Source organism: Pseudoflavonifractor sp. An184 (assembly GCF_002160305.1).
Lineage (GTDB): Bacteria > Bacillota > Clostridia > Oscillospirales > Oscillospiraceae > Lawsonibacter > Lawsonibacter pullicola.
On the sequence record NZ_NFKI01000008.1, the window covers coordinates 13,640 to 30,455 of the forward strand.

A 16,816-nucleotide genomic window follows, 5' to 3' on the forward strand; every position below is an offset into this window, starting at 1 on the left:
ATATGAAAAGTATTGTCAAAAGCCTGCCCTTCCGTCTGCTGGTGGGCGTTGTGGTGGGCATCGCGCTGGGACTGTGGGCCGGAGGAGTTTCCTTTGGGCCTCAAGTCATGCAGGTGGTTCTGACCATCAAGGAGCTGCTGGGCTCCATCATCAACTTCTGCGTGCCCCTGATCATCATTGGCTTTATCGCCCCGTCCATCACCCGGCTGAAGCAGAACGCGTCCCGGATGCTGCTGCTGGCCCTGATTCTGGCCTACGGCTCGTCGGTGCTGGCCGCCCTGCTGTCCATGTCGGCGGGCTTTGCCATCATCCCCGCCCTGTCCATCCAGTCGGCGGCGGAGGGACTCAACGAGCTGCCCGAGCTGCTCTTCAACCTGGAGATCGCCCCCATCATGTCGGTGATGTCCGCCCTGGTATTCTCGGTGCTGGTGGGCCTGGCGGCCACCTGGGCCAAGGCGGAGGTCATCACCAAGGTGCTGGAGGAGTTCCAGAGGGTAGTGCTGGATATGGTGGTGCGGGTGGTCATCCCCATCCTTCCCTTCTTCATTGCCGGCACCTTCTGCGGCCTGGCCTATGAGGGCTCCATCACCAGACAGCTGCCCGTCTTCCTCATTGTGATTCTCATTGTGATGGTGGGCCACTATATCTGGATGGCGGTGCTGTACGGGGCGGCCGGCCTCTACTCCGGCTCCAATCCCCTGGAGGTGGTGCGGCACTACGGCCCCGCCTATATCACCGCCGTGGGCACCATGTCCTCCGCCGCCACGCTGGCGGTGGCCCTGCGGTGCGCCCACAAGTCCAAGGTGCTGCGCCACGACATGGTGGACTTCGGGATTCCCCTGTTCGCCAACATCCACCTGTGCGGCTCGGTGCTCACCGAGGTGTTCTTTGTGATGACCGTGTCCAAGGTGCTCTATGGGGAGCTGCCCTCTCTGGGCACGATGGTCCTGTTCTGCTTCCTGCTGGGGGTGTTCGCCGTGGGCGCGCCCGGCGTGCCAGGGGGCACCGTCATGGCTTCCCTGGGCCTCATCACCAGCGTGCTGGGCTTTGACAACACGGGCACCGGCCTGATGATGACCATTTTCGCCCTTCAGGACAGCTTCGGCACCGCCTGCAACATCACCGGCGACGGGGCGCTGACCCTGATGCTCACCGGCTACGCCAGAAAGCACGGCATCGAAGAGGTGGAGACCCCCGACCTCCTGTAACAGAGACAAAAGGCGCGCCTTCCGCACAATGAGAGCGGGAGGCGCGCTTTTTTTACGGATTTCGGCATATTTTCAGGAAAAGGGAGAAAAAAGTGAGAAAAATCACGGGATGGACAAATGGGCAGAATATGGTATAATATATGGAGATTTTTTGCCGCGGGAGCCATCCAGCGGCAAGATTCCTTGACGAACGAAAACGCTATGACCCTGGGAGCGTCCGGTCTCCGGCGCTCCCTATGTTCGGAGGTAAATCCTGTGTCTGAACGAAATTATTCTTCCTATTCGTCCCAGGACGAATCCCGGCCCCGCAGCCGCAGCAGTTCCGGCCGCCGCTCCTCTGAGCCCCGCCGGAGCAAAAAGCGCGGGAAGCGGAGCCCGGGGCGCACGGCTCTGTGGGTGATCGGTACCATTCTGCTGGTGGCCGTCACCACGGGGGCCATAATGTGCTGCTTCGCGGCGGTCTACATCCGCAACAACATCCTGCCGCTGGCCCAGATGGACATGAACGACTTCACCCTCAACGAGAACAGCATCATGTACTACCAGGATGACAGCGGGCAGTATCAGGAGCTGGGCCAGGTCCTCAGCGACACCAGCTCTGAGTGGGTGGATTTTGAGGAGATCCCCCAGGATCTGAAGGACGCGGCGGTGGCCATCGAGGACCGCCGGTTCTACACCCACCACGGCGTGGACTGGTGGCGCACTGCCCAGGCGGTGGTGAGCATGTTCACCGGCGGGGATATCCAGGGCGGCTCCACCATCACCCAGCAGCTCATCAAAAACCTCACCAATGAAAACGATGTGACGGTGAAGCGGAAGGTCACCGAGATCTTCCGGGCCATGTATGTGGACGAGACCTACGGCAAGGATACCGTCCTGCTGTATTACCTGAATATCATCCCCCTGGGCGCCGGCTGCGAGGGTGTGGGCGCCGCGGCGGAGAAGTACTTTGGAAAGTCCGTGTCGGAGCTGTCCCTGGCCGAGTGCGCCAGCCTCATCGGCATCACCAACAACCCCTCCCAGTACGGCCCCTACTCCCTGGCCCGGGTGGCCAACAGCGAGGGGGAGATGTGGACCGCGGTGCAGTGGAACAAGTACCGCCAGGAGCTGATCCTCCACGAGATGCTGGACCAGGGCTATATCACCCAGGAGGAGCACGACCAGGCGGTGGCCGAGGAGCTTCACTTTGTGGGCGTCAACGCCGGCGAGACCGAAGATGATTCCACGAAGACCGGAGAGATCTACTCCTGGTACGAGGAGGCGGTGATCTCCGATGTGTGGGAGGCCCTGAAGGAGGAGTATGACTACTCGGACCAGGTGGTCAGCTTGATGCTCTCCAAGGGCGGCCTGCGGATCTACACCTGCATTGACCCGGATGTCCAGGCCCAGGCGGAGGCTATCTACGAGGACGAGTCCAATCTGAACTACCACTCCTCCAGCGGCCAGCGGCTCCAGTCCGCCATCACCATCATTGACAACGAGACGGGAGACGTTGCCGCCATCGTGGGCCGCATCGGGGAGAAGGAGCTCAACCGGGGCTTCAACCTGGCTACCGACGCCCAGCGCCAGCCCGGCTCCTCCATCAAGCCCCTGACCGTGTACGCCCCCGCCGTGGATATGGGGCTGATCAGCCCCATCACGGTGATCCCGGACTACCCCTATCAGGTGCTGGGCGGAAGCGCCTGGCCGGTGAACGTGGACGGGCGCTACCGGGGACAGGTCACCGTCAACGCGGCGGTGGAGGACTCCTTCAACACCGTGGCGGTGCGGGTGCTGGCCGATCTGGTGACCCCCGCCAAGGGCTTTGAGTACGGGACCCAGCGGTTCCACCTGCCCCTGATCAGCGAGCAGACCATCAGCGGCCAGACGGTCAGCGACATCGCCATCGCCCCCCTGTCCCTGGGCGGCCTGTCCCTGGGCGTCAGCACCCGGGATATGGCCACCGCCTTTGCCACCTTCCCCAACGACGGCGTGTACCGGGAGGCCCGCACCTTCACCCGGGTGGAGGACGCCGACGGCAATGTGCTCCTGGACAACACCCGGGAGGAGGAGCAGGCCATCAAGAACACCACCGCCTACTATATGAACTATATGCTCACCAACGTGGTCAGCAGCGGAGGCGGCTATGAGGCCCGGATCAGCGGCATGACGGTGGCCGGCAAAACCGGTACCACCGACACCAAGGACAACCGCTGGTTTGTGGGCTACACCCCCTACTACACCGCCGCGGTGTGGGTGGGCTATGAGACGCCCGCCCGTGTCCAGGCCTCCGGCAACCCGGCGGCCCAGATGTTCCAGAAGGTGATGGCCCCGATCCACGCCGAGCTGTCCAACGCCGATTTCACCCAGCCCAGCGGCCTGACCCAGGTGTCCTACTGCCTGGACTGCGGCGGAGAGGCCACCACCGCCTGCCAGAGCGATCCCCGGGGCAGCCGGGTGGCCACCGCGTATGTGTTTGCCGAGGACCGGCCCTCCACGGTGTGTACCTGCCACTCCCTGGAGGAGGGCTCCAACTCCATGGTCCGGGTGTGCGTGGACGACCCGGTTCTGGACGCCAACGGGGAGTTCACCGGCTACTATCACCTGGCCGGCCCCAACTGTCCCGAGGTCAGCATCCGCACTTACAGCTATCTGAACCTGGAACGGGAGAGCGTGGGCGGCGCGGTGGCCGAGGACAGCCAGTATTTCTACTCCGCCTATGTGGCGGCGGCAGGCACCGAGCAGTGCACCGTCCACGGCGAGGGCGGCCAGATCATCGACCCCGACGACCCCAATGGGGTGGAGGACCCCAACGCCGACCCCGGCGGTTCCGGGGATGAGCCGGGGACCGGCGATCCCGGAGGAGATTCCTCCGGCAGTTCCAGCCAGCCGGGCACGGACGATCCCGGGACGCCCGGGTCCAGCTCCTCCGGCACCACGGACCCGATGGGGAACGGCAGCGAGGGCGGCGTGGCCATCAATCCGGAGACCGGCCGGCCCTATGGCTATTGAGCAAATGGAATCAAAGGGGCGGAGAGAACTTCGGGTTCTCTCCGCCCGCTGTTCTCTCTGGGAGAATTGGGCAAATACGACAAAATGCGCCCTCTGTGGCTGCGGAAAATCTACGGTCCGTTCGCGGTTTTTCGTTGCATCCCCCCGGGGGGTGTGCTAAAATAGACCACAGTGCAACTACAAATGCCCGTGATACGCGGACAGAGGTCGGCACAGGATGGAGGGACACCCATGAGTCAGTCGGCGGGATATTTCATTGTGGAGGCATCCGCCATGCCGGAGATCTTCCGGAAGGTGGCCGAAGCCAAGCGTCTGCTGGAGACCGGCGAGGAGACCACAGTGAACGGCGCGGCCCGGGCGGTAGGGATCAGCCGCAGCGCCTTTTATAAATATAAGGATGCGGTGCGCCCCTTCAACGACATGCTCCATGGGCGGATCGTCACCTTTCAGACCATGCTGCGGGATGAGCCGGGGATTCTCTCCGGCCTGCTCAACGTCTTTGCCGGGACCGGGGTCAATATTCTGACCATCAACCAGAATATCCCCACCAACGGCTGCGCGGTGGTCACCATTACGGCGGAGACCTCCGCCCTGCGCCGCACCCTGGAGGAGATGCTGGAGGCGGCCGCCTCCAGCCCCGGCGTGCTCCGGTGCGAGATTTTGGCGGGATAACGGAAAGCGGATACATTGAGGTGATTTGGAATGGTAAACGTAGCGATTTTAGGCTTTGGCACCGTGGGCTCCGGCGTGGCGGACGTGCTCACCCGGAACAGCGCGGTCATTGACCAGCGGGTGGACGGCCTGGTCCGCCTGAAATATATCCTGGATGTGCGGGACTTCCCGGACAGCCCCTACAAGGACCTGTTTGTGAAGGACTTCTCCGTCATCGAGAACGACCCCGAGGTGGACGTGGTGGTGGAGACCATCGGCGGGGCCAAGGTGGCCCTGGACTTCACCCAGCGGGCTCTGAAGGCGGGCAAGAGCGTGGTGTCCTCCAACAAGGAGCTGGTGGCCACCCACGGCTATGACCTGCTCCAGCTGGCCAAGGAGCACGGGGTCAGCTATCTGTTTGAGGCCAGCGTGGGCGGGGGCATCCCCATCCTGCGCCCCCTCACCGCCTGCCTGGCCGCCAATGAGCTGGACCAGATCACCGGCATTTTGAACGGCACCACCAACTACATCCTCACCCGGATGATCAAGGCGGGTCTGTCCTTCGACCAGGCTTTGAAGGAGGCCCAGGCCAACGGCTACGCCGAGCAGGACCCCACCGCCGACGTGGACGGCCACGACGCCTGCCGGAAGATCTGCATTCTGGCCGCCCTGGCCTTCGGCCAGCACGTGTACCCCGACCAGGTGCCCACCCAGGGCATCCGGGGGGTGACCCTGGCCGACGTGGCCTACGCCGACTCCTGCGGCTATAAGATCAAGCTGCTGGGCCGCGCCATCCGGGAGCCGGAGGGCAAGGTGTGCGCCTTTGTGGCTCCCCACCTGGTCTCCTGTGAGAACCCCCTGGCCGGGGTGGAGGACGTGTTCAACGCCATCGCCGTCACCGGCAACGCGGTGGGCGACGTGATGTTCTACGGCCGGGGCGCGGGCAAGCTGCCCACCGCCTCCGCCGTGGTGGCCGACGTCATCGACATCGCCAAGGACACCAAGCGGGACCACCACAACCAGTGGGGCCCCGGCGCCCCCGACCTGGTGGTGTCCCCCGACGGCCTCACCTCCCGGTGGTACGTCCGGGCCCAGACCACCATGGATCAGGCCCGGCTGGCCTGCGGGGAGATTCAGCCCCTGGCCCGCGCCGGCGCTCCCGCCGGAGAGGCCGCCTTCCTCACCGCCCCCATGACGGAGCCCCAGCTGATGGACCGCCTGGCGGGCATGGAGGTGGGCTCCCGGTTCCGCGTGCTGTAAGCCGCGGGGCGGCTATTTGCCCGGGGGGCCCTGGTCTGCATAGGATAGAGAGCAGACCTGCGTTTTGACAAACCGTTGGAGGGAAACAATATATGGCATTGATTGTACAGAAATTCGGCGGCAGCTCTGTCGCCAACGCGGACCGCGTGCGCAACGTGGCCCGGATCATCACCGAGACCTATAAGAAGGGCAACAGCGTGGTGGTGGTGCTCTCCGCCCAGGGGGACACCACCGACGACCTGATCGCCAAGGCCCAGGAGCTCAATCCCAACGCCTCCAAGCGGGAGATGGATATGCTCCTGTCCACCGGCGAGCAGATCTCCATCGCCCTGTGCGCCATGACCATTGAGGGGATGGGCTATCAGGTGGTCTCCCTCACCGGCTGGCAGGCGGGCATGAACACCGATTCCGCTTACAGCAACGCCCGCATCAAGCGCATCCAGACCGAGCGCATCCAGACCGAGCTGGACAAGAACAAGATCGTGCTGGTGGCCGGGTTCCAGGGCGTCAACAAGTACGGCGACATCACCACCCTGGGCCGGGGCGGCTCGGACACCTCGGCGGTGGCCCTGGCGGCGGCCCTCCATGCCGATCTGTGCCAGATCTACACCGACGTGGACGGCGTATACACCGCCGACCCCCGCTCTGTGAAGGGGGCCCGCAAGCTGGAGGAGATCACCTTCGACGAGATGCTGGAACTGGCCAGCCTGGGCGCCCAGGTGCTCCACAACCGCTCGGTGGAGATGGCCAAGCGCTACAATGTCAATCTGGAGGTCCTCTCCAGCTTCACGGGAAATCCCGGTACAAAAGTCAAGGAGGTTGTCAAGACCATGGAAAAGACCCATGTAAGCGGTGTGGCGAAGGATAAGAACGTGGCCCGGCTGGCCCTCATCGGCCTGGCTGACGAGCCCGGCACCGCCTTTAAAATTTTCTCCCTGCTGGCCAAGAAGAAGATCAATGTGGACATCATCCTGCAGTCCATCGGCCGCGAGGAGACCAAGGACATCAGTTTCACCGTGGCCCGCGGCGACGCGGAGGAGGCCAAGAAGATCCTGGAGGAGAACCAGGAGTACATCGGCTTCAAGGCCATTGAGATGAACGCCCAGGTGGCCAAGGTGTCCATCGTGGGGGCCGGCATGGTGAACAACTTCGGCGTGGCCAGCCGCATGTTTGAGGCCCTGTCCAGCGCCGGCATCAATATCAACATGATTTCCACCAGCGAGATCAAGGTGTCCGTCCTGGTGGATGAGCGGGACGCCGACCGGGCGGTCCAGGCGGTCCATGACAAATTCTTCTCTGAGTTTGGTGGGAACAACTGAAGCGGAGAAGTGATTTTTGTGTAAAATGGGGAAAAGCCGGGAGATTTCTCCCGGCTTTTCCCGCCATCCTGCTTTTTCCTTTTTTTGTGTTGCAAAAATTTCTGAGTTCTGGTACAATAATAAACCGACTGGATCGTAGATAAGTGCAGTTTGCCTGACCGAAATGAGAAGCGGGGCTTTGGGCCCCGGAACAATAAGAGGAGAATCAAGGCACATGAATTATAATGAGAAAGAGGCACGCCGGCGTCAGGAGGATCAGGACCTGAATCGAGCTCTGATCTGGGTTGGAGCGGCGATTGTCCTGGAATTTTTTTTGGTGCTTGTGGACCGCTACTATATCAACTACCGGACCACTGCGGAATCCATCAATCTGGCTTTGGCCTTCAATGCCGGTCTGAGGGTTCTGAGATGGGCGAGCCTGGCGGCTTTGATCGCCTGCGTGATATGGGTGGCCCTGCGCCTGAGCAAGGGCCGGAAAGCGGGGCTTCCGTTGACGCTGACAGCCGCCTCCGGGGTGCTGCTGGTCTGCTCCCATGTTATCATACACTTCCAGGACGCAGGGGTGCGGATGCTGTTCTGGCTGGTGCCTGCCTGGGCGGCCTTGGCGCTGGTGTACTACCTCTATCAGCGGGAGTTTTTCCTGGCCGCTCTGGTGAGCGGCGCGGGTGTGCTGGGCCTGTGGTTTGTGCGGCACGCGGGAGCGGCAAGTTTTTATACAATTTTGGCCATCGGAGTGATTGTGATTCTGGCCGCCGCCATGTTCTGGATGAAGTCTCATCAGGGCCGCCTCATTGTCAAAGAGGGGATCAAGCGGGTGCTGCCCCCGGACGCCGGCTACGGACTGATGTTTGCCAGCTGCGTGGTAAGTCTGGCGGCCATTGCGGCGGCCATCGCCCTGGGCGGCGCGGTGTCTTACTATCTGCTGTTCGCCATGGTGGCCTGGCTGTTTGCCCTGCTGGTGTATTACACCGTGAAGATGATGTAATTCGGAGAATTAAGAATTGCCTTGAACGGGCAGTTTTGATGTTAAAAACGAGCAATAATTTCTGCATAAAAGCCGCCGGCAACCGAATTTCCTTCGGTTGCCGGCAGCTTTTTTCTTTTCGCCGATTTTTTGAACTGCTCCGCAATAAAATGCCCCGTACAGTCCTTTGGAAGCCCATAACAATTCTTCATTCTTAATTCTTCATTCTTAATTCACCGGTAGGTGTGGGTACATACCTCCCGGATCTTGGCCTGGATGCCTTTCAGGTCCACAAAGGTATCCGGACGGCGGGAGGGGTCCCGAAGGATGGCCGCCGGATGGAACAGGGCGGTCATGTGGACCCCGGACTTCTCAAACCACTGGCCGTGCTCCTTGGTGATTTTGAAGTCGGGTTTGATGAGCCGGATGGCGGAGATGCGCCCCAGGCAGATGATGATCTTGGGGCGGATCAGGGCCACCTGGTTGCGCAGGTAGCCGATACAGGCGTCCTGCTCGGTGTTCAGCGGGTCGCGGTTGTGAGGAGGACGGCATTTGACCATGTTGGCGATGTACACGTTCTTGTCCCGGCTCAGGTCGATGAGCTCCAGCATCTCGTCCAGCAGCTGGCCGCCCCGGCCCACAAAGGGGAGCCCCTGCAGGTCCTCGTGCTCGCCCGGTCCCTCTCCGATGCACATGACCTCCGCGTCCCGAGGACCGGTGCCGAATACCACATGATGGCGTGTCTCTGCCAGTCCGCACTTTTGACAGGACAGGCACTGTCTCTCCAATTCTTCCCAATCCAGCATGGCGGCGACTCCTCTCACAGATCAGATAAGGCTAGTGTAGCATACCTGGGCGGAGTGTGCAATCGGGCGGGGGGAGAAAGAACGGCGCGTCAAAAACCACAAAACACAACATATAGTAGCGGGGAGGGCGATTCAGCACAATTCTGTCTGAAGAGATTGAAAAAACAGGTTGTTCTGTCAACTGAATAGAACGAATGTTTTAGTCGTGAAAAGAGACGAAACCGCAGGATTCCTGCGGTTTTTTTCTGGGAAAAATTCAAAAAAGGGGTTGCATTTTATGTCAACAGCTTTTATACTAAAAACACGTGGTGGGGGAAAGTGGATTAGTCTCCCATAAAAAGATAGAGAAGTGGGGGAGAGGTGACACAGATGACCGGCACGTACGAGCACAGCATCGACGCCAAGGGCCGTCTGTTTATCCCCGCCAAGCTCCGGGAGGAGCTGGGCGTCACCTTTTATCTGGCCATGGGCATTGATACCTGTCTGGCCATCTACCCCCAGTCCACGTGGGACAAGTTCACCGAAAAATTTGCCTCTCTGCCCATGACCCAGTCCAAGGTCATGCGCCCCCTGTTTGCCAACGCGGTAAAGTGCGAGCTGGACAGCCAGGGGCGCATCGTCATTCCCCAGAAGCTGCGCAAGTACGCCAAGCTGGAGAAGGACGCGGTGATTCTAGGGGTCAACGACCGGGCGGAGATTTGGAGCGCCCAGCTCTGGTATCAGGATGAGGAGGAGATGACCCCTGAAAAGATGGCCGCCTGTATGAGCGAGCTGGGGTTCTAGCGTATGGAAGAAGTGTTGACCCACAAGCCGGTGCTCCTGGAGGAGTGCATCCAGGCCCTGAACATCCGCCCTGACGGGATCTACCTGGACGGGACGCTGGGCCGGGCGGGCCACAGCCGGGAGATCGCCCGGCGGCTGACCACCGGACGGCTCATCTGCGTGGACCGGGACCAGGCGGCCCTGGACGCGGCCCAGGAGCGGCTGGGGGAGTGGATGGACAAGGTGACCCTGGTCCACAGCAACTTCGACCAGCTGGACGCCATCCTGGACGGGCTCCATCTCGCCGGGGTGGACGGGATGCTCTTTGACCTGGGGGTGTCCTCCCCCCAGCTGGACGATGGGGAGCGGGGCTTCTCCTATCGGACCGACGCCCCTCTGGACATGCGGATGGACCGCTCCGAGGGCCTCACCGCCGCCCAGGTGGTGAATACCTGGCCCCAGGAGGAGCTGCGGCGCATCCTGTCCCAGTACGGGGAGGAGCGGTACGCCCCGACCATCGCCGCGGCCATCGTCCGCCGCCGGCAGGAGCGCCCCATTGAGACCACGCTGGAACTGGTGGACGTGATCAAGAGCGGCATGCCCGCCAGAGCACTGAAAGAGAAGCAGCACCCGGCCAAGCGGAGCTTTCAGGCCATCCGCATCGCCGTCAACGACGAGCTCTCCTCGGTGGACCGGATGATCCAGGCCGCCGTGCCCCGGCTGAATCAGGGGGGACGGCTGGCGGTGATCACCTTCCACTCGCTGGAGGACCGGATCGTGAAAACCGGCCTGGCCGCCTTTGCAAAAGGCTGTACCTGTCCGCCCGACTTCCCGGTGTGTGTGTGCGGGAAGACTCCGGACGTGAAACTGATCTCCCGAAAGCCCATTCTGCCCACGGCGGAGGAGATCGCGGAAAATTCCCGGGCCCGGAGCGCCAAGCTGCGGGCGGCGGAGAAGCTCAAGCCCCCGGCAGGGAGGGCCTGAGCGGGCAGACTGTGGGATACCAAGGAGAAACGGAGTGAATGGAATGGCAAGCCGCCGCCGCAACCGACCCTCATACGACACCTATGGAAGCGTAGCCTATGCCCCCGCTTACGACGGCAGCGCCGTCCGTGCCCCCGGGCGGGAGGATACGCTCCGGCCCAAGCCCAAGGTCCGGCCCCGGGAACGGGAGCGGGCCCTCACCCGGACCCGGGTCCAGGTGCGGGAGGCGGGGGAGGTCTCTCCCTTCGCGGTGATCGGCTTTCTGGCGGTGGGCATTTTTGCCGCCCTGGTGCTGTGGAGCTACTCCCAGTATATCGTGACCAGCGACCAGCTGGTGACCATGCGCAGCGAGCTCAGCGACCTGCAGGAGGAGAACGTGCGGCTCTCCGCCCAGTATGAGAAGGTCTTTGACATGGAGCGCATCCAGGCGGCGGTGGGGGACACCATGGTCCGGCCCACCAACGACCAGATCGTCTATCTGGATCTGTCTGAGCCGGACAGCGTGGTGCTGTACGGACAGGAGGAGACCAGCCAGGGGCCCCAGGGGCTGCTGGACGGCCTGAAGGAGCTGTTTGGCGATCTGTTCGCATATTTTCAGTGACACAGCCATAAATTGGAACCATAAAACGCAGGCGGGACAGAGATAAGGGCGCAGGAAGGGAGGCTTTCTTGCGCCCTTCTGGCGCTGATGACGCCTTTGAGCAGAGATACAAGGAGGGACCAACGTGCAGAATCGACCGCGCTGGGAGCGGGAGGACCGGGACAGCCGGATCGACCGCAACCGGCAGTCCAAGCGCCTGGTATTCCGGCGCTCCCTGTTTTTGATGCTGGTGTGCGGGGTGGGACTGTTCATTCCGCTGGTGATCCAGCTGTGGACGATCTCCATCCGGGACCACGATTTTTACCAGCAGCGGGCCACAGATCAGCAGCTGATGGACGTGTCGGTGTCCGCCCACCGGGGGGACATTCTGGACGCCAACGGCGATGTGCTGGCCATGTCGGCCACCGTATACAACCTGATTCTGGCCCCCAAGGACCTGATGAACAGCGTGGACCGGAGCGACTATACCGATGAGGAGGGCAACGAGGACGGGGAGGCCTGGAGCGCGGCGGTGCAGGAGCTGCGGGACGAGATCATCGACGGCCTGATGGCCATCCGCCCCGACCTGGACCGGGCCGATCTGGAGCGGCGAATGGCCAAGGAAAACTCCCAGTATGAGGTGCTCCTCACCGAGCTGGAGGAGGAAGAGGCCCAGGCCATCCGCACCTTCATTGAGGAGAACAACACGGGCTATTACCTCTATCTCACCCCCAGCACCAAGCGCTACTACCCCTTCGGAGCGCTGGCCTCCCAGGTGCTGGGCTTTGTGAACAGCGAGGGGGGCGTTTACGGCCTGGAGGCGGGCTATGAGAGCATTTTAAAGGGCGTCCCCGGCCGGGTGGTCACTGGCCGCACCGCCCAGAACGACGAGCTGTACAACAGCTACTCCAACTATGTGGACGCGGTCAATGGCTATAACCTGACCCTGACCATTGACAGCACCATCCAGTCCTATGCCGAGCAGATCCTGGAGAAGGGCATCGCCGCTTACGACGTGCGCAACGGCGGCGTGTGCATCGTGGCCAATCCCAAGACCATGGAGATCCTGGCCATGGCCAGCTCCCCGGAGTTTGACCCCAACAACTACTCGGCGATCATGGACAGTCTCCTCCAGGGCGAGGCCTCGTCCAACGTCCAGGGGATCTATGAGCAGCTCAAGGCGGAGAACGCCCAGAAGCCCGCCGAGGAGCAGCTCACCGACGCGGAGCTCCAGCAGCAGGCCCAGTCCCAGGCCAATGCCGCCGTCCGGGAGACCCAGTGGCTGAACAAGGGCCTACGGGAGCCCTACGAGCCGGGCTCCACCTTCAAGGCCCTGGTGCTGGCCGCCGCCCTGGAGGAGGGCGTGGTGAGCGAGAGCGACACTTTCTACTGTCCCGGCTACTATGAGGTCAACGGGGTCCGAATTTACTGTTCGGAGCGCACCGGAAAGCATGGAAATCAGACTCTGGCGGAGGCGGTGCAGAACTCCTGCAACCCAGCCTTTATGATGATCGGTCAGCGGCTGGGGGCGGAGAAGTTCTACGACTACTTCGAGGCCTTCGGCATGAAGGAGAAAACCGGCATCGACCTGCCGGGGGAGTTGACCGGCCTGGTGTGGGACCGGGACTATATTACATCCCTGGAGGGCTATCTGTCCCTGGCCACCGCCTCCTTTGGACAGCGGTTTACCGTCACCCCCATTCAGATGATTACCGCCTTCTCCGCTGTCATCAACGGAGGCAATCTGTACCAGCCCTATGTGGTCCAGTCCATCTCCGACGCCAGCGGAGCGGTGATTCAGAATACCGAGCCCACCCTGATCCGCCAGGTGGTGAGCGAGGAGACCAGCCGGCGCTGCCGGGCCATCCTGGAGACCGTGGTATCCGAGGGCACCGGCGGAAACGCCTATCAGGCGGGCTACCGCATCGGCGGCAAGACCGGCTCCTCCGAGACCATTCCCAAGGAGGACGACCGGACCATCGTCTCCTTCATGGGCTTCGCCCCGGCGGACGACCCGGAGATCATCGTGCTCCTGGCCTACGACAAGCCCCAGCCCGCCTCCCCGGGCAGCAACTGGTCCACCACCGGCGTGTACATCAGCGGCGGCAACATGGCCGCCCCCATGGCCGGCGAGGTGATCGCCCAGATTCTGGACTATCTGGATGTGGAGAAGCAGTACACGGCGGAGGAGTCCGCCGCCGTGGACGTGACCACCCCCCAGGTGACCGGATACACCGTGGCCGACGCGGAGGCCAGGCTGAGCAATAAGGGACTGAGCTACCGGACCATCGGGGAGGGGGATGTGGTCACCAGCCAGGTGCCCGCCGCCAACTCCGCCGTACCGGGCGGGTCCACCGTGATCCTCTACCTGGGCGGAGCCGCCCCCGAGGAGACGGGGACGGTGCCCAACGTGGTGGGACAGAGCTATGAGGCGGCCAAGAACGCCCTGGAGGCGGCCGGCTTCTTCATGCGGGCCACCGGTACCAGCACCTTCTACACCAACTCCTCCCGGGCCCAGAGCCAGAGCGTGGCCGGCGGGGAGACCGCGGCCATCGGCACGGTGATCGACGTACAGTTCTCCACCGTGGTGGAGGACGGCTACGCCGGACTGGATTAGACGGTGTTCCCAAGAGGGCCGGAAGGCCCAATGCGCAAAATTTAGAGAGAATGAAACCGCACCCGTGAGGGGTGACAACTTTGAAGCTGTGGAATCTGCTGCACGGCGTCCCCCTCGCGGGGGAGCATTTTACCGAGGATATGGAAATTTCTTCCTTATCCTACGACACCCGGACCCTGGAGCCCGGGGCCCTGTTCGTGGCCCTGCCCGGGGCCAGGACCGACGGGGCGCGGTTTATCCGGGAGGCTCTGGAAAAGGGGGCGGCCGCCGTCCTGTGTGAGACGCCCCCGGAGGGGGAAGGGCCCTGGCTGGCGACCCCCGACGCCCGGCGGGCCCTGGCTCTTGCCTCCGCCAACTGGTTCGGCCATCCGGCCCGGAAGCTCACCCTGGTGGGGGTCACCGGCACCAACGGCAAGACCACCACCACCTGTCTCATCAAAGACCTGCTGGAGCGGGTGCTGGGGACCAAGGCGGGCCTCATCGGCACCATCGAAAACCAGATCGGCGCCCTTCGCCTTCCCGCCCACCGCACTACCCCGGAGAGCTACGAGGTTCAGCAGCTGCTGCGGCAGATGGCGGACGCGGGGTGCACCCATGTGGTGATGGAGGTGTCCTCCCACGCCCTGGTCCAGCACCGGGTGGAGGGATTGACCTTCGCCGCCGGGGTGTTCACCAATCTCACCCAGGACCACCTGGACTACCACCACACCATGGAGGAGTACCGGGACGCCAAGGGCCTGCTGTTCCGGCAGTGTGAGACGGCAGTCCTCAATTTGGACGACGAGGCGGGCCGCTGGTACCGGGAGCGGCTCTCCTGCCCCGTGTTCACCTACTCGGAGAACAAGGACGCCGCCGACCTGACCGCCAAGAATATCCGCCTTTTCCCGGGACATGTGGAGTTCGAGGCGGTGTCCAGACAGGACATCCAGCGCATCCACCTGCCCATCCCCGGGGGCTTCACCATCTACAACGCCCTGGCCGCCGCCTCCTGCGGACTGTGCCTGGGGCTGGAGCTGGGGGAGATCGCCGCCGCCCTGCGCTGCGCCCGGGGGGTAAAGGGGCGGGTGGAGGTGGTTCCCACCCCCACCGCCTACACGGTGCTCATCGACTACGCCCACAGCCCCAACGCCCTGGAGAATGTGCTCCTCACCGCCCGGGACTTTACGGCGGGGCGGCTGGTCTGCCTGTTCGGCTGCGGCGGCGACCGGGACCGGACCAAGCGGCCCCTCATGGGGGCGGTGGTCCGGGAGCTGGCCGACGTGGCGGTGGTCACCTCCGACAACCCCCGCACCGAGGACCCCTGGGCGATTCTGGAGGACATCCTGGCCGGCATGGGCGGCCCGGGGGGCGAGATCCACATCGAGCCCGACCGGCCCCAGGCCATCCGCTGGGCCCTGGCCCAGGGGCGGCCGGGGGACGTGATCGTCCTGGCAGGCAAGGGACATGAGACCTATCAGGAGGTAAACGGGGTGCAGTACCCCATGGATGAGCGGGAGATCGTGGCGGAATATTTTGAAAAACAGGCCAAGCGGCGGGAAAGGGCTGGAAATTTTCCGGCGGGTGTAGTATAATACCAGTTTGCCAACCGACCCATTGGCGTGCCCAAGAGAAAGAAAACTCCTGGAGGTTTGACCGATGACATATATCCTCAGTTTTATTGTGGCCTTTGGCGTCACCGCCATCGCCGGGCAGATCCTGATTCCCATTCTCCGCCGCCTGAAGGCGGGGCAGTCCATCCGGGAGGATGGGCCCACCTGGCACATGTCCAAGCAGGGCACCCCCACCATGGGCGGCCTGATGTTTATTCTGGGCATTGGAATCGCCGTGCTCACCGCCGGCTGGGGGGATCTCCAGAGGGGCCTCCACAACCATCTGGTGGTGTTCCTCTTCGCCCTGGTGTTCGGGGCCATCGGCTTTGTGGACGATTTTCAGAAGCTGCGCCACCACGCCAACGAGGGGCTGACCGCCCCCCAGAAATTTTTCCTTCAGCTGGCAGCGGCCATTGTGTTTGTCATCCTGATGCGCCGGGACGGCTACCTCACCCCGGACCTGTATATCCCCTTCCTGAATGTGGAGATCGTGGGCATCCCCTGGATCGTGTACATGGTCTTTGCCGCCTTCGTCATGGTGGGGACGGTGAACGCCGTCAACCTCACCGACGGGGTGGACGGCCTGGCCACCGGCGTGACCATCCCGGTGATGCTCTGCTATGTGGCGGTGTCCGCCTGGTACGGCCGCACCGACCTGGTCATCGTGTCCGCCGCCCTGGCGGGGGGGCTGTCCGCCTTCCTTATCTATAACTTCCACCCGGCCAAGGTGTTCATGGGGGACACGGGCTCCCTGTTCCTGGGGGGCGCGGTGTGCGGCCTGGCCTTCGCCCTGGACCTGCCCCTGATGATCCCCATTGTGGGACTCATCTACGTCCTGGAGGTTCTGTCCGATATTATCCAGGTTGTATACTTCAAAAAGACCGGCGGCAAGCGGTTCTTCCGCATGGCGCCCCTCCACCACCATCTGGAGATGGGGGGCTGGAGCGAGACCAAGCTGTTCTGCGTCTTTTCCGGGATCACCCTGGTACTGTGCCTGCTGGCGTTCCTGGGGGTCATGAATCGGTATCCCATGTAATTGGAAAGCCTTTGCAGGAGGGGAATTTCGCCGCCCCGGCGGCGAAATT

The 16,816-nt window shown here is 62.8% G+C and carries 14 protein-coding genes; 12 read left to right on the plus strand and 2 right to left on the minus strand.

The window, feature by feature from the left end; genetic code table 11:
- The first annotated feature begins 2 nt into the window (after positions 1 to 2).
- The 6 genes from B5F19_RS04535 to B5F19_RS04560 all read left to right on the plus strand — a co-directional run bounded on the left by B5F19_RS04535 (position 3) and on the right by B5F19_RS04560 (position 8,414).
- Complete coding sequence (locus B5F19_RS04535; RefSeq protein WP_087288504.1) at positions 3 to 1,208, plus strand: dicarboxylate/amino acid:cation symporter; 1,206 nt, start codon at positions 3 to 5, stop codon at positions 1,206 to 1,208.
- Between the two features lie 255 nt (positions 1,209 to 1,463).
- The gene (locus tag B5F19_RS04540) at positions 1,464 to 4,199 is read left to right on the plus strand and encodes a transglycosylase domain-containing protein (RefSeq protein WP_162612515.1); all 2,736 of its coding nucleotides are present in this window, start codon (positions 1,464 to 1,466) and stop codon (positions 4,197 to 4,199) included.
- 231 nt (positions 4,200 to 4,430) lie between these two features.
- Positions 4,431 to 4,871 (plus strand): ACT domain-containing protein, encoded by a 441-nt coding sequence (locus tag B5F19_RS04545; RefSeq protein WP_087288422.1) that lies wholly within the window; start codon positions 4,431 to 4,433, stop codon positions 4,869 to 4,871.
- Between the two features lie 30 nt (positions 4,872 to 4,901).
- Positions 4,902 to 6,110 carry a homoserine dehydrogenase gene (locus B5F19_RS04550; protein ID WP_087288424.1) on the plus strand — a complete coding sequence of 403 codons (1,209 nt, stop codon included), beginning with the start codon at positions 4,902 to 4,904 and terminating at the stop codon, positions 6,108 to 6,110.
- A 92-nt stretch (positions 6,111 to 6,202) separates the two neighbouring features.
- A complete protein-coding gene (locus B5F19_RS04555) occupies positions 6,203 to 7,429 on the plus strand; it encodes an aspartate kinase (RefSeq protein WP_087288425.1) in 1,227 nt (408 codons plus the stop codon).
- 214 nt (positions 7,430 to 7,643) lie between these two features.
- On the plus strand, positions 7,644 to 8,414 hold the full coding sequence (locus tag B5F19_RS04560; RefSeq protein WP_087288427.1) for a hypothetical protein: 771 nt from the start codon (positions 7,644 to 7,646) through the stop codon (positions 8,412 to 8,414).
- Between the two features lie 41 nt (positions 8,415 to 8,455).
- Here B5F19_RS04560 and B5F19_RS17420 read toward each other — a convergent pair whose 3' ends face one another.
- On the minus strand, positions 8,456 to 8,605 hold the full coding sequence (locus B5F19_RS17420) for a hypothetical protein (protein WP_162612516.1): 150 nt from the start codon (positions 8,603 to 8,605) through the stop codon (positions 8,456 to 8,458).
- Between the two features lie 21 nt (positions 8,606 to 8,626).
- Positions 8,627 to 9,199 (minus strand): uracil-DNA glycosylase, encoded by a 573-nt coding sequence (locus B5F19_RS04565; RefSeq protein ID WP_087288428.1) that lies wholly within the window; start codon positions 9,197 to 9,199, stop codon positions 8,627 to 8,629.
- 369 nt (positions 9,200 to 9,568) lie between these two features.
- Here B5F19_RS04565 and mraZ point away from each other — a divergent pair, with 369 nt between their 5' ends.
- From mraZ to mraY, 6 genes are all read left to right on the plus strand, one after another.
- The gene (gene mraZ / locus B5F19_RS04570) at positions 9,569 to 9,982 is read left to right on the plus strand and encodes a division/cell wall cluster transcriptional repressor MraZ (protein WP_087288430.1); all 414 of its coding nucleotides are present in this window, start codon (positions 9,569 to 9,571) and stop codon (positions 9,980 to 9,982) included.
- 3 nt (positions 9,983 to 9,985) lie between these two features.
- Positions 9,986 to 10,945: a 16S rRNA (cytosine(1402)-N(4))-methyltransferase RsmH gene (gene rsmH, locus B5F19_RS04575; RefSeq protein WP_087288432.1), complete on the plus strand. Its 960-nt coding sequence runs from the start codon at positions 9,986 to 9,988 to the stop codon at positions 10,943 to 10,945.
- A 43-nt stretch (positions 10,946 to 10,988) separates the two neighbouring features.
- Positions 10,989 to 11,546 (plus strand): hypothetical protein, encoded by a 558-nt coding sequence (locus B5F19_RS04580; protein WP_087288434.1) that lies wholly within the window; start codon positions 10,989 to 10,991, stop codon positions 11,544 to 11,546.
- 124 nt (positions 11,547 to 11,670) lie between these two features.
- Positions 11,671 to 14,142, plus strand: coding sequence for a penicillin-binding transpeptidase domain-containing protein (locus tag B5F19_RS04585; RefSeq protein ID WP_242972697.1), 2,472 nt, complete (start codon positions 11,671 to 11,673; stop codon positions 14,140 to 14,142).
- 71 nt (positions 14,143 to 14,213) lie between these two features.
- Positions 14,214 to 15,713: a UDP-N-acetylmuramoyl-L-alanyl-D-glutamate--2,6-diaminopimelate ligase gene (locus B5F19_RS04590; protein WP_343219413.1), complete on the plus strand. Its 1,500-nt coding sequence runs from the start codon at positions 14,214 to 14,216 to the stop codon at positions 15,711 to 15,713.
- Between the two features lie 64 nt (positions 15,714 to 15,777).
- Entirely contained in the window at positions 15,778 to 16,767 is a 990-nt protein-coding gene (mraY, locus tag B5F19_RS04595; protein WP_087288437.1) for a phospho-N-acetylmuramoyl-pentapeptide-transferase, read from the plus strand.
- Positions 16,768 to 16,816 lie beyond the last annotated feature (49 nt).

Excerpts from the sequence above, each read along its gene's own strand:
- mraY (WP_087288437.1), top strand. The coding sequence starts at position 15,778 with ATGACATATATCCTCAGTTTTATTGTGGCCTTTGGCGTCACCGCCATC.
- rsmH (WP_087288432.1), top strand. The coding sequence starts at position 9,986 with ATGGAAGAAGTGTTGACCCACAAGCCGGTGCTCCTGGAGGAGTGCATC.
- B5F19_RS04555 (WP_087288425.1), top strand. The coding sequence starts at position 6,203 with ATGGCATTGATTGTACAGAAATTCGGCGGCAGCTCTGTCGCCAACGCG.
- B5F19_RS04535 (WP_087288504.1), top strand. The coding sequence starts at position 3 with ATGAAAAGTATTGTCAAAAGCCTGCCCTTCCGTCTGCTGGTGGGCGTT.
- B5F19_RS04545 (WP_087288422.1), top strand. The coding sequence starts at position 4,431 with ATGAGTCAGTCGGCGGGATATTTCATTGTGGAGGCATCCGCCATGCCG.
- B5F19_RS04565 (WP_087288428.1), bottom strand. The coding sequence starts at position 9,199 with ATGCTGGATTGGGAAGAATTGGAGAGACAGTGCCTGTCCTGTCAAAAG.
- mraZ (WP_087288430.1), top strand. The coding sequence starts at position 9,569 with ATGACCGGCACGTACGAGCACAGCATCGACGCCAAGGGCCGTCTGTTT.
- B5F19_RS17420 (WP_162612516.1), bottom strand. The coding sequence starts at position 8,605 with ATGAAGAATTGTTATGGGCTTCCAAAGGACTGTACGGGGCATTTTATT.
- B5F19_RS04560 (WP_087288427.1), top strand. The coding sequence starts at position 7,644 with ATGAATTATAATGAGAAAGAGGCACGCCGGCGTCAGGAGGATCAGGAC.
- B5F19_RS04550 (WP_087288424.1), top strand. The coding sequence starts at position 4,902 with ATGGTAAACGTAGCGATTTTAGGCTTTGGCACCGTGGGCTCCGGCGTG.
- B5F19_RS04580 (WP_087288434.1), top strand. The coding sequence starts at position 10,989 with ATGGCAAGCCGCCGCCGCAACCGACCCTCATACGACACCTATGGAAGC.